This window comes from Rhodovarius sp. (assembly GCF_040399605.1).
Classification (GTDB): domain Bacteria; phylum Pseudomonadota; class Alphaproteobacteria; order Acetobacterales; family Acetobacteraceae; genus Rhodovarius; species Rhodovarius crocodyli_A.
Map to the genome: position 1 here is coordinate 35,689 of NZ_JBBARU010000010.1, position 14,855 is coordinate 50,543.

Below are 14,855 nucleotides of genomic sequence, written 5' to 3' on the forward strand. Positions count from 1 at the left end.
CATGGCTTTCGATGAAATGCGCGATGGCGATCTCGCAGCCGCCACCTATGCCGAAATCGAGGCTTGGCTCGCGCGCACCCCGCTTGAGCGCCTGCGGCAGAAAAGCGCCGAGGCGGAGCTGCTGTTCCGCCGCCTGGGCATCACCTTTGCCGTCTATGGCGAAGGCGGCGACCCGGAGCGGCTCATCCCCTTTGACATCATCCCACGCATTATTGCCGCGAGTGAATGGCGGGCACTCTCGGCTGGGCTGGAGCAGCGGGTGCGGGCGCTGAACGCCTTTTTGGCCGATGTGTATAATGAGCGGCGCATCCTCAAGGCCGGGATCATCCCCCAGGCCCTGGTGCTGGAGAATGAGGCCTATCAGCCGCATATGGTGGGGTTCCGGCCGCCGGGGGGCATCTACACCCATATTTCAGGCATCGATATGGTGCGCACCGGGGCGGATGATTTCTTTGTGCTGGAGGATAATTGCCGCACGCCATCGGGCGTCTCCTACATGCTGGAAAACCGCGAGGCGATGCTGCGGCTGTTTCCACGGCTTTGCGCCCGGCACCGCCTCGCACCCGTCAACCGCTACCCCGAGCATTTGCTGGCCACGCTCAAATCGGTGGCGCCCGAGCGGGCAGGGCCCAACCCCAATGTGGTCATCCTCACCCCCGGCAGCTTCAATTCTGCCTATTACGAGCATTGCTTCCTTGCCGATGAGATGGGCGTGGAGGTGGTGGAAGGTGCGGACCTTTTTGTTGAGAATGACGTGGTCTTCATGCGCACCACCGCGGGCCCCAAGCGGGTGGATGTCATTTACCGGCGCATTGATGATGATTTTCTCGACCCTGAATGCTTCCGCCCCGATAGCCTGGTGGGGCTGCCAGGGGTGATGCGCGCCTATAAGGCCGGCAATGTGACGCTGGCCAATGCGCCGGGTGCGGGCATCGCCGATGACAAGGCGATCTATCCTTACGTGCCCGACATGGTGCGGTTTTATCTGGAGGAGGAGCCTCGACTGGCCAATGTGCCGACCTATTTGTGCGAGCGCGAGGGCGATCGTGCCGAGGTGCTGGCGAATTTGGAAAAGCTCGTGGTGAAGCTGGCCCGTGGCTCGGGCGGCTATGGCATGATGATAGGCCCGCATGCCGATGCGGATATGCGCGCCGAATTCGCCCGGCGCATTCAGGACAAGCCCGGCGATTACATCGCCCAGCCCACCCTCGCCCTCTCCACCGTGCCCACATTGGCAGAGGGTGGCATCGCGCCCCGCCATGTGGATCTCAGGCCCTTCATTCTGTTTGGCCGGCAGGAGATCACCATGGTGCCCGGTGGCCTCACCCGGGTGGCGCTGCGGGAGGGCTCGCTCGTGGTCAATTCCAGCCAGGGGGGCGGCACCAAGGACACTTGGGTGCTCGAGGAGGCGTCGCCCCAGCCGGCCCCGGCGCAATCGCAGGGGGGTGGCTGATGCTCAGCAGCACCGCGGAATGCCTGTTCTGGCTCGGCCGCTACACGGAGCGGGCGGCCAATATCGCCCGTGGCCTGGGGGTGGCCAGCCGCATGGCCTCACTCTCCGCTTCGCTGGGTGGCGATGGCGCGGAATGGCGGGCGCTGCTCATCGCCAGCGGCGGCGAGGCCGCCTTCAGCGAGAAATACCCCGCCATCACCCAGGAGGCGGTGGTGGATTGGCTGGTGCGCGATGAGGATAATCCCAGCGGCATCGTCACCTGCTTTGATGCCGCGCGGCGCAATGGCCGGGCGGTGCGCACCGCGCTCACCGTCGATATGTGGAGCGCGCTGAACGACAGTTGGAACCGCCTGCGCAAATTGGACCTCAGCCAGATCGAGGGCGAGGCGCTGCCGGAATTTCTCGACTGGGTGCGCGAGCGGGTGCTGCTGTTCAATGGTGCGGCGCATGACACCATGCTGCGCGGCGAGGCTTGGCGCTTTGTGGAGCTGGGCACGGCGCTTGAGCGGGCCGATAATTCCGCCCGGCTGCTGGATGTGCGCCATGGCATGCTCGCGGTGGGCGAGACGGCGGAATATGCGCAATGGCAGGCGATTTTAGCCTCGGCCTCGGCCGGGCGGGCCTATCAATGGGTCTATCGGGACCGGCTGGAGCCACGGCGCATTGCCGAATTGCTGATCCTGCGGCCGGAATTGCCGCGCAGCCTGATGGCCTGTTTTGGCCGGGTGTCGGAGATTCTGGAGGCGATTGCCACCGAGCAGGGCGGCAGGCGGGGTGAATGCCACCGCATGGCCGGGCAATTGCACGCCACGCTGCGCTATGCCCGCATCGAGGATATTTTCGCCGAGGGGTTGCATCTCTTCCTCACCCGCAAGATCGAGACCGCCGCGGCGCTGGGCGCGGCCATTGAGGGCTTCTATATTCGCGCTTGAATAGGCCTGAGCGGGAGGAGGGGCGGATGACCTATTGCGTGGGGCTATGCCTGCAGGCGGGGATCATCATGCTGGGTGATACCCGCACCAATGCGGGGGTGGATAATATCTCCACCTTTTCCAAGCTGCAGGTGATCGAGCAGCCGGGCGAGCGGGTGATTGGCATTTGCACGGCGGGCAACCTCGCCATCACCCAGGCCGTCTCTGGGCATTTGCAGCAGGGGGTGCAGTTGGATGGCCAGCGGCGGCACCTCAGCGATGTGGCGAATATGTTCCAGGCGGCGCAGCTGGTGGGCGCGGCGGTGCGCGCGGTGTTTGCCGCCGATGGGCTCACGCTGGCCGCCCAGGGCATTGGCTTTGACTGCAGCCTGCTGGTGGGCGGGCAGATTGGGGCGGAGGCGCCGCGGCTCTTCCTCATTTACGCCGCCGGCAATTTCATCGAGGCCACGGCCGATACGCCCTTCCTACAAATTGGCGAGCACAAATACGGCAAACCCATCCTCGATCGCGGCCTCACCTTCGACACTTCGCTTAGCGATGGGCTGAAGCTGGCGCTGGTGTCGATGGACAGCACGCTGCGCTCGAACCTGACTGTGGGCCTGCCGATGGACCTGCTGATGCTGCGCCGCGATGGGCTGCGCATCGCGCAATGGCGGCGCATTGCCGATGACGACCCCTACTTCACCAAGGTGCGGCAGGGCTGGTCGTCCGCGCTGCGTGCCGCTTATTTGGCGCTGCCCGCGCCTGACTGGGTTTAGAGCCTTTTCCCTGCGCCTCGGCTCGCTGCACAGGCTATAAGCTTCTGTTTGTCGAGCATCTTTATCCGCTCCGTTTGAACGGATGATGGTTTAAGCGGCTGGGTTTGAGCGCAGCGCAGGCGCCAGGCATGGCGCAGCGCTGCGGTGAGGTTGGCGGCGAAGCGCGGTGCATCCATCAGCGGTGAGGCTTTCATCCGCGCGCGCATGCCCGCGCGCAGTTCGGCCAGGGCAGGCAGTGAATGGGCTGCCGCCACGGCGCGGGCGACATAACCCTCGACATCCTCGGCCACCCAATGGCCCAGGCCGATATTGTTGAGATGCGATACGGCATGGCGGCCGGCGAAGCTGCTGCCCGCCATGGCGACCAAGGGCGCGCCCATCCACAGCGCCTCACAGGCGGTGAGGCCGCCGGCATAGGGGAAGGGGTCGAGCGCGATGTCGATCTCGGCATAGGCGGCGAGCAATTCCTCATGCGACGAAGGGCCATGCAGTTCCAGCCGTTCGAGCGGAATGGCGGCGGCTGCGGCGCGGGTGATGAGTGCTGCGCGTGTGGGCGCATCGCGCAGCGCATGGGTGCGCAGGATGAGCCTCGCCCGGGGCAGGGTGGTGAGGATTTGCCCCCAGGCCGCCAGCACTGCCGGTGTGATCTTTAATAAGTTGTTAAAGCAACCAAAAGTGACATGGCCACGGGAGAGCGCTGGCAGGGGGGCCACATCCGGTGCCCAGGGCGGGGGCGTGTAACAGGCGTAGCCATCGGGCATGCGCAGCAGCGCTTCAGTGTAATGCGCTTCGCTGCCCGGGGGGGTTTGCCAGGCATCGGTGAGCATCCAATCCATGGACGGCACGCCGGTGGTGGCCGATTGCGCGCCGACCCATTTGATCTGCACCGGGGCTGCGCGATAGGCGAGTGCGGTGACCCGCCCGCCCTCGCCATGGCCGCCGAGATCGACCACGATATCGGGGGCATCAGCGCGGATGGCGGCCGCGAGGGCGGCATCATCCAGCCGGGGCGAGAGATCGCGCCACAGATCGGCCCGTGCCTGGAAGCGGCGGCCCAGCGCATCATCCATTGTTTTGAGGGAATAGCAGGCCACCTCGATTTCGGCCTCGGGCAGGGCCTCGATGGCGCTCAGTGTCAGCCAGCCCACCGGGTGGCGGCCGAGGCGGGCACCGAAGAAGCCCACCCGCAGCCGGCGCTCCGGGTCAAAGCCCGGCGGATGCGGCAAGAGCGGGGGATGGGGCAGGGCTGCGCCCAGGCGGCTTGCGGTGCGGTGCAGCGCGGCGGCGCTGCCCTCGATGGGGTGATAGGGTTGAATGCCCATGCGGCAGCCCAAACTGGCCACCGTATCGCCGCCCTCATCACTGATGCGCAGCGCTTCCTCCTGTAGCCCCTGGTTGCTCAGGGTGAGGGCGAGATTGCAGATGAGGCTGGGATGCGGACCAAAATCGGCAATGGCGGCCTCAAAGGCGAGGCGGGCCTCGGCCAGGCGGTCCAGCCGCAATAGGGTGAGGGCGTAACTGGCGCGCAACTCGGCATCGCCATGGCTGGCGGCGATGCCGGCGGCGAGCAGCGGCTCGGCCTCGGCATCGCGGCGTTGCTCGGCGAGTTGTAAGCCCAGCAGCCCCTGCAATTCCGGCGCATCATCGGAGAAAATGCAGGCGAGGCGCAGCGCGGCGATGCCGGCATCCACTTCCTCCGCCGTCAGTTGCGCCAGGCCCAGCGCAGCCTGCCAGCGCCATTCCAGCGGTGCCGCCGAGGCCGCCTCACGCAATTCGGCCAAGTCGAGGCGTTGGGCGGCAAGTTTCACGGCATCCACGCCGCCCAGGCCCTGGCTCAGCAGCGCCCGGCATAATGCAACATCGTCCGAAAACCGGGCTTGCATCACCAGAAGCCCAGCTTCTCTCGGCGCCAGGAGCAGGGCCTGGGCCACCCATTGCAGGGCGCCATCGGCATTGCCCTGGGCTTCATCCAACATGGCGAGGCCGGCCATGCTCGTCACATGTTCAGGCTCCAATATCAGCGCCTCGTGGAAGAGGGCGCGTGCCGCGGCGATGCGCTCCTGCTGGCCGGCGATCTGGCCCAGCCGAAAGCGTGGCTCGGCCAGATCCGGCAGCGCCAAGCAGGCGGCCTGCAAATGCGGCACAGCCTCGGCCAGATGGCCGAGATTGGTCAGGGCGATGCCAAGGTTGAGGCCGGCCAGGGCGACATCCTCGCCACGATCCAGACATTGGCGCAGCAGCGGCAGCGCAGCCTCGGTCTGGCCGGATGAGAGCGCGCTGAGCGCGAGGCGGAAGGGGGCGAGGGGGGGGCTCATAGCGCCCGCTTCGCCACCACCAGGAAACCATCCAGGATGGCCGGACCCTCCCGCCGCAACGCCTCGCGCCGCAGCACCACGGGCTCCAGCCCTGCGGTGGCGAGGGCCTGGAGCAGCCCGGCCTCGCTGTGGCGAAAGCGGCCGGTTTCCCCCAGCTCCCAGGCCTGTGGGCCATCCAGCGCCTCGGTGGTGAAGACGAACCAGCCATCGGGTGCCAGGCGGCGGCCAATGGCGGCCAAAGTGGCCTCCAGCGTCCCGAAATATATGAAGACATCGGCCGCCACGATGGCGTGCCATTGCTCCTGGTCGGCCAGCAGCGCGGCATTGATCTCGGCCTGCCGCAGCTCTGTGTAGATGCCCTTTGCCTGCGCCGCCGCCAGCATGCCGGCCGAGAGGTCCACGCCCTTGATGCTGCCTGCCACCACGTCATGCAGCACGAGGCCGATCAGCCCGGTGCCGCAGCCCAGATCGAGCAGGTTGCGGAGCTTGTATTCGGCCCCGAGCCCCGGCAGCAGCGCCTCAAACTGGCGCAGGATCAGGCCCGGCGCGCGGTAGCCCAGGCCAAGCAGCGCAGCCTCGAAGCGGGGGGCATAACCGTCAAAAACACGGCTGACATATTGCGCATCGGCGCGCTCCGGCAGGAAGGCGCCGACACTGGCGGCGAGATGCGCCAAATAGCCATCATCCGGCGCCAGGCGATGGGCGATGAGCAAATGCGGCTTCGCATCGCCCATGCGCCGCATGGCGAGCAGCGCATGGGCGGCGGTGCTGTGCAACGCTGCATCGGCGCCGGTTTCCTCTAGACCGGCCAGCGCAGCCGCCAGCGCCGCTTCGAGGTTGCCGCGGCGCTGCGCATTCTGTGCCCGCAAGAGCAGGGCCTGGCTGCGGGCCTGGCCGGCCAGCGCGGCATTATCGAGCATATGGGCCAGAAGCTCGGCTGCGGCGTCATGGCTGCCGGCATGCATCAATGCATCGGCCAGGCGCAGCGTTGCCCCGCTATCCCCGGGGGCTTCCTGCCAAAGTTCGCCCAGCACCGCCAGCGCCTCATCATGCCGGTCACAGGCTTTCAGGGTTTGGCCCAGCAGCAAGCGCACGTCATGGCCGTGCCGGTCGATCAGAACAGCCTCCGCCGCCTCGGCCAGCGCCTCTTCCGGGCGGCCCATGCTGAGCAGGGCACGGCCTGCCAAGACCAGAACCGCCGGTGTTGCCCCCTCGACCGCACGGGCGGCGGCGGCGGCCTCAGCGGCGGCGACGGGATTGTTGAGTTGCAGCGATGCCTCACCCAGCAGCAGCCAGGCCCGGCCATCGGCCAGCGCTTCGGCCGCGCTTTGGAGCAGCGGCAGCGCCTCTGCCGGGCGTTGGGCGGCAAGCAGCCGCTCGCCCTCGGCCAGGAGGCGGGCGGCAAGCCCCGGGCGTGGCGATGCGGGATGGGGCGCGTTTTGCGCGGGCGGGAGGGAATGCAGGGTGATCATGTTATGCCCAGAGGCCTGCGGCGATTTGTTCGTTCATCTCGGCCACGAAGGCCAAATCCGGGGTCTCGCCATCGCATTCGCGCAGCACGGTGCGGGCGAGGCTGGCCAATTGCGCCCGCAAGCCCTTGGGCAGCGCATTGCCCGGGTCAAGCACGCAAACCAGAACTGCATCCCATAGCCGGCGATTATCCGCCACCGCGCGGGCCTGGTTGAGCGATGAGGGGGTGGCTTCCGCCTCGCGGATGCTGCGGGTGGCGCGGGTGAAGACCTCCGCCTCCATATGCTTCGCGCTGAGCCGGCGGCGATAGGCGGCGGCACCCTGGCTGCGCCCCTGAGGCGGCGGGGCCGAGGTTGTGCCGGTGATGGCGGGCCCAAGGGTTTCGGACATGGGGTTCTACAATCCTTTTGACGGCCGGCGGCCATTTCGACAAAAGCGAGAGGATGGGGCGGCATTCTGCCTGTGCCCCTGTGACGCCTCGGTGTTAGCGGAAGAGGCTGAGCAGCGATTGCGGTGCCTGATTGGCGATGCCCAAAGCCTGGGTGCCGAGCTGCTGGCGGATTTGCAGCGACTGCAATTTTGCCGATTCCTTGGCCAGATCGGCGTCGACCAGCGCGCCCATCCCCGCTTCCAACGCGTCTATCTTCGATTTGTTGAAATTGATCTGCCTGTCGATGTAATTTGCGGCGCCGCCATAAGAATTTAGTCTTGTTAATGTATTGCTCAGCGCAGTGGTGATCGCGCCGCCCGCTGTGAGCGCGGCCTTTGCCGTTGTCGATGTATAGGCGTTGGCCGTCCCTACCACTGTGTGTATATTTGTAATTCCATTATAGGCGCTTATTGTGTAGTTATCGCCCGATCCATAAATAATAATATTTGCATTGGTGCCGCCGGCATTGATAAGATTTTTCGAATTATATCCTGCATCATTGATAAATGATCTGATGTTATTAGTGATTTCGAGGGCCTGTGCCTGGTATTGGGTACGTTGATCGGCGGTAATATTGCCATCACCAATCTTCACCGCCAATGCCTTGAGGGCTTGCAGCGAAGTTGACACGTTTTGCAGGGCGGCACTGGTCACATCCAGCAAGCCCTTGACGCCACCCAATTGCTCATTGGCCGAAGTCGCGGCCCCGATGTCGCCGCGCACCCGCTCGGCCACCGCGAAGGCGGCACCGTCGTCACGGCCATCGGCCACGCGCAAGCCGGTTGAAATCCGCTTCTGCGTTGCGGCCAGCGCGTCGCTCGTCTTGTTGAGTGCCTGCAACGCCACCTGGGCGCCGTAATTGGTGATAATGCTGTTCAGGGCCATCGGTTTTTTCCTCAGACTGCCGGGCGGGGACATCCACACCCTGGCCGCACTCTGCGCAGAGTATTCTTGGCAGGCGGTAAACCGGGGCTGGCAGCATAATTCCAGTCGCTCAAATCGGGATTGTGTCTTGCGCGATGTGTCACCCAAGGGCATGAACGCGCCCGATCGGGGTTCAAACTGGCCCCGTTGCGCGGAGGATATGCATGCGCCTGGCAGTGCTGAAGGAACGTCGTGCTGGGGAAACCCGGGTGGCCGCCACGCCGGAGACGGCGAAGAAACTCGCGACCCTGGGCTGCCATGTCGCGGTTGAGGCCGGGGCGGGGCTTGCCTCGGGCTTTACCGATGCCGCCTATGCAGAGGCTGGCGCAGAGATTTGCACCGATGCCGCCGCCACCCTGTTCGGCGCGGGCGTCGTGCTGAAGGTGCGCGCCCCTCTCGGAGCGGGCGAGGGCGAGGTGGATGAACTCGCACTCATGCATCGCGGCGCGCTGCTGGTTGGCACGCTCGAAGCCGGCGCCAATCCCGGCCGGGCCGAGGCCTATGCCGCCATGGGGCTCGAGGCTTGCGCCATGGAATTGCTGCCCCGCACCACACGGGCGCAGAGCATGGATATCCTCTCCTCGCAGGCCAATCTGGCCGGATATCGCGCTGTGATCGAGGCAGCAGGCGCCTTTGACCGCGGCTTCCCCATGCTGATGACCGCGGCCGGAACCATCCCCGCCGCCAATGTCTTCATCATGGGTGCGGGTGTGGCCGGGCTGCAGGCCATCGCCACCGGCCGCCGCCTCGGCGGGCGCGTCTCGGCCACCGATGTGCGCCCCGCCGCCAAGGAGGAGATCAAGTCGCTCGGCGCCAGCTTCGTCGGCTACGAGGATGAGGAGAGCAAGAACGCCCAGACCGCTGGTGGCTATGCCAAGCAGCTCTCGGCGGATTTCTATGCCAAGCAGGCCGATGTTGTGGCCGCCCATATCGCCAAGCAGGACATTGTGGTCACCACCGCCCTCGTCCAGGGCCGCAAGGCGCCGACCTTGGTGACGCAAGCCATGGTCGATAGCATGAAGCCGGGCAGCGTGATCGTGGACATCGCCGCCGATGCCGGCGGCAATTGTGCGGCCACCCGCCCCGGTGAGCTGTTCATCACCCCCAATGGCGTGAAGATCCTGGGTTATACCAATTGGCCCGGCCGCATCTGCGCCGCCGCCTCGGCGCTTTATGCCCGCAACCTGCTGACCTTCATCACCACCTTCTGGGACAAGGAAGCCCAGGCGCCCAAGCTGCCCGAGGGTGATGATATCGTTCAGGGCGTCACGCTCACCCGCGCTGGCGCCGTGATCCACCCCAGCCTGACCGCCACCAAGGCCGCCTGAGGAGCACACGATGAACCCCACAGAACTGGCCAGCCAGGCCCAAGCCCTCGCCCAGGCGGCGATGGTCCATGCGGAGACGGCCCGGCGCTTTGCCGAAGCCCTCTCGCCCGCCGCCCAGGCGGTTGAGCCCTTCATGCTCATGCTGACAATTTTTCTGATGGCCTGCTTCGTGGGCTATTATGTGGTGTGGAACGTCACACCCGCGCTGCATTCACCGCTGATGGGCGTGACCAACGCCATCTCCTCGGTGATCGTGGTGGGTGCGATGCTGGCGGCCGGCCTGGCTGAATCGCCGGCGGCGAAATTCTTTGGCTTCGTTGGTGTCACCCTCGCTGCCGTGAACATCTTCGGCGGCTTCCTCGTCACGCGGCGCATGCTCGCCATGTTCAAGAAGAAGGGTTGAGCCCATGGCGCATACGCTTTCCACCCTATGCTACCTTGTCGCCTCGGTGCTGTTCATTCTGGCGCTGCGCGGCCTCTCTCACCCTGAGACCAGCCAGAAGGGCAACCAATACGGTATGATCGGCATGGGGATCGCCATTGGCGCCACCATGCTGCAGCCGGGCATGTCGTTCTCGGGCATTGGTATTATCATTGCCGGCCTCGCGGTTGGTGGCTCAATCGGCGCGGTGCTGGCGCAGAGGATTGCCATGACCTCGCTGCCGCAATTGGTGGCGGCCTTCCACTCGCTGGTCGGCATGGCGGCGGTTGCAGTGGCGGCGGCGGCCTTCTACGCGCCGGACAGCTTTGGCATTGCCAAGGCGGGGGGCGGCATCAAGACGGCCTCGCTGCTGGAGATGTCGCTCGGTCTGGCGATTGGTGCGATCACCTTCTCGGGTTCGGTCATCGCCTTCCTCAAGCTGGATGGGCGGATGTCGGGCGCGCCCATCACCTTCCAGGGCCAGCACAAGATCAATGCGGCGCTCGGGGCGCTGCTGCTGCTGTTCATCCTGCTCTTCGTGGCCACGGGTTCGCCGATCTTCTTCTGGCTGATTGCAGGCCTGTCCTTCGTGCTGGGCTATCTGCTGATCATCCCCATCGGCGGTGCGGATATGCCCGTCGTGGTCTCCATGCTGAACAGCTATTCCGGCTGGGCAGCGGCGGGGATTGGTTTCACCATCGGCAATCTGCTGCTGATCGTGACCGGCGCGCTGGTGGGTGCTTCGGGCGCCATTCTCTCCTACATCATGTGCAAGGGGATGAACCGCTCGATCATCAATGTGCTGCTGGGTGGCTTTGGCTCGGATGGCGGCGTGGCGGGCCCGGGTGGTGGTGGCGATAGCGACCGCCCGCCCGTCAAGGCCGGCAGCCCAGAAGACGCGGCCTATATGATGAAGAACGCCCAGAAGATCATCGTGGTGCCGGGCTATGGCATGGCGGTGGCGCAGGCCCAGCAGGTGCTGCGCGAGATGGGAGATCTGCTCAAGAAGGAAGGCGTGGAGATCAAATACGCCATCCACCCGGTGGCCGGCCGCATGCCTGGGCACATGAACGTGCTACTGGCCGAGGCCAATGTGCCTTATGATGAGGTCTTCGAACTCGAGGAAATCAACCCCGAATTCGCTGATGCCGACGTCGCCTTCGTGATCGGCGCCAATGACGTGACGAACCCTGCGGCGAAGACCGACAAATCCAGCGCCATCTATGGCATGCCTATTCTGGATGTGGAGCGCGCCAAGACCGTGTTCTTCATCAAGCGCGGCATGGCCTCGGGGTATGCCGGCGTGGACAATGAACTCTTCTTCCGGCCGAACACCATGATGCTGTTTGGCGATGCGAAGAAGGTGACGCAGGAAATCGTCCAGGCTCTGCAGCGCTGAGCCTGGCTTTCACCGAGCGCCTCCAGGTGGTTTTGCCACCTGGAGGAAATGGGCTGGTCTGTTACCGCCGATAGGCCTCAACCACGCCACTCAGCTTCTGGGTCAGCGGCTTGCCGCGCCGGTCCACGCTGCGCCCGAGGCTCACCCGCACCCAGCCTTCGGAGACGCAATATTCTTCCACATTGGTCCGCTCCACCCCGTTGAAGCGGATGCCCACGCCTTGCTGCAGCAAGGCCGCATTGTGGAAGGGGCTGGCCGGGTCGGTCGAGAGACGGTCGGGCATTGCCTCGGTGGCTGCGGGGCTTGTGGGTTCTTCGGTCATGCTGGTCCTGGAGTTGATGGCTGCGGTGTGGCGCCGCCGGTTCAGACGTTGAAGCGGAAATTCATCACATCGCCATCGCGCACGATATAGGGCTTGCCCTCGATGCGCAGCTTGCCGGCCTCCTTCGCACCCTGCTCGCCATTCAGTGCGATGTAATCCTCATAGCCGATGGTCTCGGCGGCAATAAAACCACGCTCGAAATCGCCATGAATCACGCCGGCCGCCTGGGGGGCCGCGGTGCCGCGGATGATGGTCCAGGCCCGGGTTTCCTTGGGGCCGCAGGTGAAATAGGTGATCAGCCCCAGCAAATCATAACCGGCGCGGATCACCCGATCGAGGCCGCTATCGGGCAGGCCGAGGGATTCGAGGAATTCGCCGCGGTCATCGCCGGCCATCTGGCTGATTTCGGCCTCAATGGCCGCACTCACCACCACGGCGCGGGCATTCTCGGCCGCGGCCTTTTCCATCACCCGGGCGGAGAAGGCATTGCCCGTGGCGGCACTCGCCTCCTCGACATTGCAGACATAGAGCACGGGCTTGGTGGTCATCAGCTGCAGGCGGCGGGCGTTTTCCTCTTCACCCTGGGGGATGGCGGTGCGGGCGGGGCGGCCGGCGATAAGGGCGGCCAGCAATGGCTCGATCAGCGCCAGTTGGGCGGCCGATTCCTTGTCACCACCGCGGGCGCGCTTGATGAGGCCTTGCTGGCGTTTTTCCAGCGAATCCATATCGGCGAGCATCAGTTCGGTCTCGACCGTATCGGCATCGCGCAGCGGATCGACCGAGCCATCGACATGGGTGACATCCACATCCTCGAAACAGCGCAGCACATGCACGATGGCGTCGGTCTCGCGGATATTGGCCAGGAACTGGTTGCCCAGGCCCTCGCCCTTGCTGGCGCCGCGCACGAGGCCGGCGATATCGACGAATTCAAGGCTGGTGGGGATGATTTTCTGGCTCTTGGCCACCCGGGCCAGATTGTCGAGCCGGGGGTCGGGCACCGCAACCCGGCCGGTATTGGGCTCGATGGTGCAGAAGGGATAATTCGCCGCCTGCGCCGCCACCGTCTGGGTCAGCGCATTGAACAGCGTGGATTTGCCGACATTGGGCAGGCCCACAATCCCGCAATTGAAACCCATTTTTCTGCCTGTTGGTTCGTGCTTCGCATGAAGGCCGCGCGGTGGCGGCCTCAGCGGTTGCTAAGCGGTTGCGATCTATGCGCGGGGTTTGGCATGGGCGTCACCGCAAGGCTAGCCGAGGCCCATGGAAATCAGGCCCTGGGGCCACTGAAAGAGCGCTTCACCTCCAGCGATTAACACAGAATGGCCGAGAGCATTCAGGGGATCAAAAACTATTTCCAAAACTATAAGTTATTATTATACTGAGAGTCCGGAGAGGGAGATATGGCATGAGAAATTACTTTGCGGCGGAGTTAATGAGGGGGATATTAGTCCTATGAATTTTGAGTGGTTGTGCTCAAAATGTTTGGGTCAAGCCGGGGGCTAACCAAGAATCATTTCGGGCGGATAATTATGGTTGCGAGAGAGACTCACGGCAAAGTGGGGGATTTGGTACGGGGTTGGTTGGCGCCATTGAGGCGCAGGCTTTTTTTAATCGGTGCATGACAGCGCGAGGATGGAGCCTTCAAGAAAGGACACAGGCCGAAGCGTCAGCCAGTATAAATCGCGATTCAATTCAGTCTGCTGTCCAAACGCGAAGAAATTGTATATCCGATGTGCGCCAACAATCTCGACTTCAAATTATCCAAAATCGATTAAGTGATATTTCTACAGGTAGATTCACATTTAATCAGATGTCTAGTAATGATGTTCCTACTCCATCCGAATTATCTCTGATTCTTTTTTACGTAACGGAGGTAAATTTCTGCACTGAGCGATTCTTTTCGACTGTCGACGCGATCATGACCCCTCAGCAGTTGGCACATTTGAGAACCCAGCGAGCGGCGTTTGAGGCATTGCTGGCACAACTCGCACGACGCCAAATTTCCTGGGGTGATTACGCGACGCGAAGCAACCAAATATTAGACAACGCCGAACGGAGAGCAAACTAGCGCATTTTTTATATTGAGCGAAATCATCCTGCCAGCGCCTGGGCCAATTCCTGCGCCATGATGGAAGCCGCAATGCGCGCCGCGCCATCATCGGTGGGCAGCGCCAATGCCGCCGCCCGCAGCGCTGGCACCAGCGTGGCCGCGGGCAGGCCGGCGCGTTCGGCGGCGCGGGCCATGCGCAGGGCGGCATCCGGGCTGCCCAGGCAATCAGCGGCTTCGAGCAGCAGGGCGGCGCGCAGGGCGGCATCACTCGCCGCCTGGGCCACGATGCGGGCGCGGCGGATATCGCTGAGCGGGCCGGCATCGGTGGGGCCGGGCAGGCAGGCGCGCAGGCCGGCCGCCGCCTGTGCCAGGGTTTGCGCCTCGCGCATCAGGGCGCTGGCCAGGGCGGCGGCGGCATTGGCCTGGTCTTCCAGCCCCGGGCCACCACCGAAATCGAATTCCATATGCGGGTCCATCACGCCTCCTGGGTCAGCAATGCGACGCGGGTCATAAAATCGGCCTCCCGCCCTTCGGCCAGCATGGGCGCGGCATCGGCCAGGCTCTCCAGCAGCGGCGCCAGCCAGGTTTCGTCCTTGGCGAAATTGCCCAGCACATGGCCGGTGACGCGCGCCTTGTCGCCCGGATGGCCAATGCCCAGCCGCACCCGGGCGAAATCGGCGGTGGCGAGGGCGCGCTGCATATCGCGCAGGCCATTATGCCCAGCCGTGCCGCCACCGCGCTTCACCCGGATTTTCCCAGGTGCGAGGTCCAGTTCATCATGCCAGGCGGTGATCGCGGCGGGGGCGATTTTGTGGAACGCGGCCGCAGCCTGCACCGCATCGCCGGACAGATTCATATAGGTCATTGGCTTGAGCAGCAGAACCCGCGCGAGGCCGATGCTGCCCGCCGTGGTCTCGCCCTTGAACTGCTTTTTCCAGGGCGGAAAGCGATGGCGCCGGGCGATCTCGTCCAGCGCCATGAAGCCGATATTGTGCCGCTGCCGGGCATGCTCTGAGCCGGGATTACCCAGCCCGACCCAGAGCAGCACGGCTG

At 64.5% G+C, this 14,855-nt stretch carries 14 protein-coding genes; 6 read left to right on the forward strand and 8 right to left on the reverse strand.

Features of this window, described 5'->3' with window-relative positions:
- Position 1: 1 nt before the first annotated feature.
- Genes ABWP84_RS05195 through ABWP84_RS05205 form a run of 3 tightly spaced genes read left to right on the forward strand, consistent with a single transcriptional unit; the run spans position 2 to position 3,143 of the window.
- Positions 2-1,453 (forward strand): circularly permuted type 2 ATP-grasp protein, encoded by a 1,452-nt coding sequence (locus tag ABWP84_RS05195; protein ID WP_408904240.1) that lies wholly within the window; start codon positions 2-4, stop codon positions 1,451-1,453.
- Entirely contained in the window at positions 1,453-2,385 is a 933-nt protein-coding gene (locus tag ABWP84_RS05200; protein ID WP_353210936.1) for an alpha-E domain-containing protein, read from the forward strand. The genes ABWP84_RS05195 and ABWP84_RS05200 overlap by 1 nt, the downstream gene beginning before the upstream one ends.
- Positions 2,382-3,143 (forward strand): peptidase, encoded by a 762-nt coding sequence (locus tag ABWP84_RS05205; RefSeq protein ID WP_353210937.1) that lies wholly within the window; start codon positions 2,382-2,384, stop codon positions 3,141-3,143. The genes ABWP84_RS05200 and ABWP84_RS05205 overlap by 4 nt, the downstream gene beginning before the upstream one ends.
- On the opposite strand, the gene ABWP84_RS05210 is transcribed toward ABWP84_RS05205, so the two are convergent.
- The 4 genes from ABWP84_RS05210 to ABWP84_RS05225 form a co-directional block, all read right to left on the reverse strand.
- The gene (locus ABWP84_RS05210; protein WP_353210938.1) at positions 3,140-5,458 is read right to left on the reverse strand and encodes a tetratricopeptide repeat protein; all 2,319 of its coding nucleotides are present in this window, start codon (positions 5,456-5,458) and stop codon (positions 3,140-3,142) included. The two genes, ABWP84_RS05205 and ABWP84_RS05210, sit on opposite strands and share 4 nt — an antisense overlap.
- On the reverse strand, positions 5,455-6,930 hold the full coding sequence (locus tag ABWP84_RS05215) for a tetratricopeptide repeat protein (protein ID WP_353210939.1): 1,476 nt from the start codon (positions 6,928-6,930) through the stop codon (positions 5,455-5,457). The genes ABWP84_RS05210 and ABWP84_RS05215 overlap by 4 nt, the downstream gene beginning before the upstream one ends.
- 1 nt (position 6,931) lies before the next feature.
- On the reverse strand, positions 6,932-7,318 hold the full coding sequence (locus ABWP84_RS05220; protein WP_353210940.1) for a flagellar biosynthesis regulator FlaF: 387 nt from the start codon (positions 7,316-7,318) through the stop codon (positions 6,932-6,934).
- 94 nt (positions 7,319-7,412) lie between these two features.
- Positions 7,413-8,243 (reverse strand): flagellin, encoded by an 831-nt coding sequence (locus tag ABWP84_RS05225; protein ID WP_353210941.1) that lies wholly within the window; start codon positions 8,241-8,243, stop codon positions 7,413-7,415.
- 203 nt (positions 8,244-8,446) lie between these two features.
- On the opposite strand from ABWP84_RS05225, the gene ABWP84_RS05230 reads away from it, so the two are divergent.
- From ABWP84_RS05230 to ABWP84_RS05240, 3 genes are read left to right on the forward strand one after another with little or no spacing between them, the layout of a single operon-like run.
- Complete coding sequence (locus ABWP84_RS05230; protein ID WP_353210942.1) at positions 8,447-9,610, forward strand: Re/Si-specific NAD(P)(+) transhydrogenase subunit alpha; 1,164 nt, start codon at positions 8,447-8,449, stop codon at positions 9,608-9,610.
- 10 nt (positions 9,611-9,620) lie between these two features.
- On the forward strand, positions 9,621-10,013 hold the full coding sequence (locus ABWP84_RS05235; protein WP_353210943.1) for an NAD(P) transhydrogenase subunit alpha: 393 nt from the start codon (positions 9,621-9,623) through the stop codon (positions 10,011-10,013).
- Between the two features lie 4 nt (positions 10,014-10,017).
- Positions 10,018-11,430, forward strand: a complete 1,413-nt coding sequence (locus tag ABWP84_RS05240) for an NAD(P)(+) transhydrogenase (Re/Si-specific) subunit beta (protein WP_353210944.1) — start codon at positions 10,018-10,020, stop codon at positions 11,428-11,430.
- Between the two features lie 61 nt (positions 11,431-11,491).
- Here ABWP84_RS05240 and ABWP84_RS05245 read toward each other — a convergent pair whose 3' ends face one another.
- The 4 genes from ABWP84_RS05245 to pth all read right to left on the reverse strand — a co-directional run bounded on the left by ABWP84_RS05245 (position 11,492) and on the right by pth (position 14,850).
- Positions 11,492-11,752 (reverse strand): DUF3297 family protein, encoded by a 261-nt coding sequence (locus tag ABWP84_RS05245; RefSeq protein WP_353210945.1) that lies wholly within the window; start codon positions 11,750-11,752, stop codon positions 11,492-11,494.
- A gap of 41 nt (positions 11,753-11,793) precedes the next feature.
- On the reverse strand, positions 11,794-12,888 hold the full coding sequence (ychF, locus tag ABWP84_RS05250; RefSeq protein WP_353210946.1) for a redox-regulated ATPase YchF: 1,095 nt from the start codon (positions 12,886-12,888) through the stop codon (positions 11,794-11,796).
- A 955-nt stretch (positions 12,889-13,843) separates the two neighbouring features.
- On the reverse strand, positions 13,844-14,278 hold the full coding sequence (locus tag ABWP84_RS05255; RefSeq protein WP_353210947.1) for a hypothetical protein: 435 nt from the start codon (positions 14,276-14,278) through the stop codon (positions 13,844-13,846).
- Positions 14,278-14,850, reverse strand: a complete 573-nt coding sequence (gene pth / locus ABWP84_RS05260) for an aminoacyl-tRNA hydrolase (protein ID WP_353210948.1) — start codon at positions 14,848-14,850, stop codon at positions 14,278-14,280. Before pth ends, ABWP84_RS05255 begins: the two co-directional genes overlap by 1 nt.
- Positions 14,851-14,855: the final 5 nt, after the last annotated feature.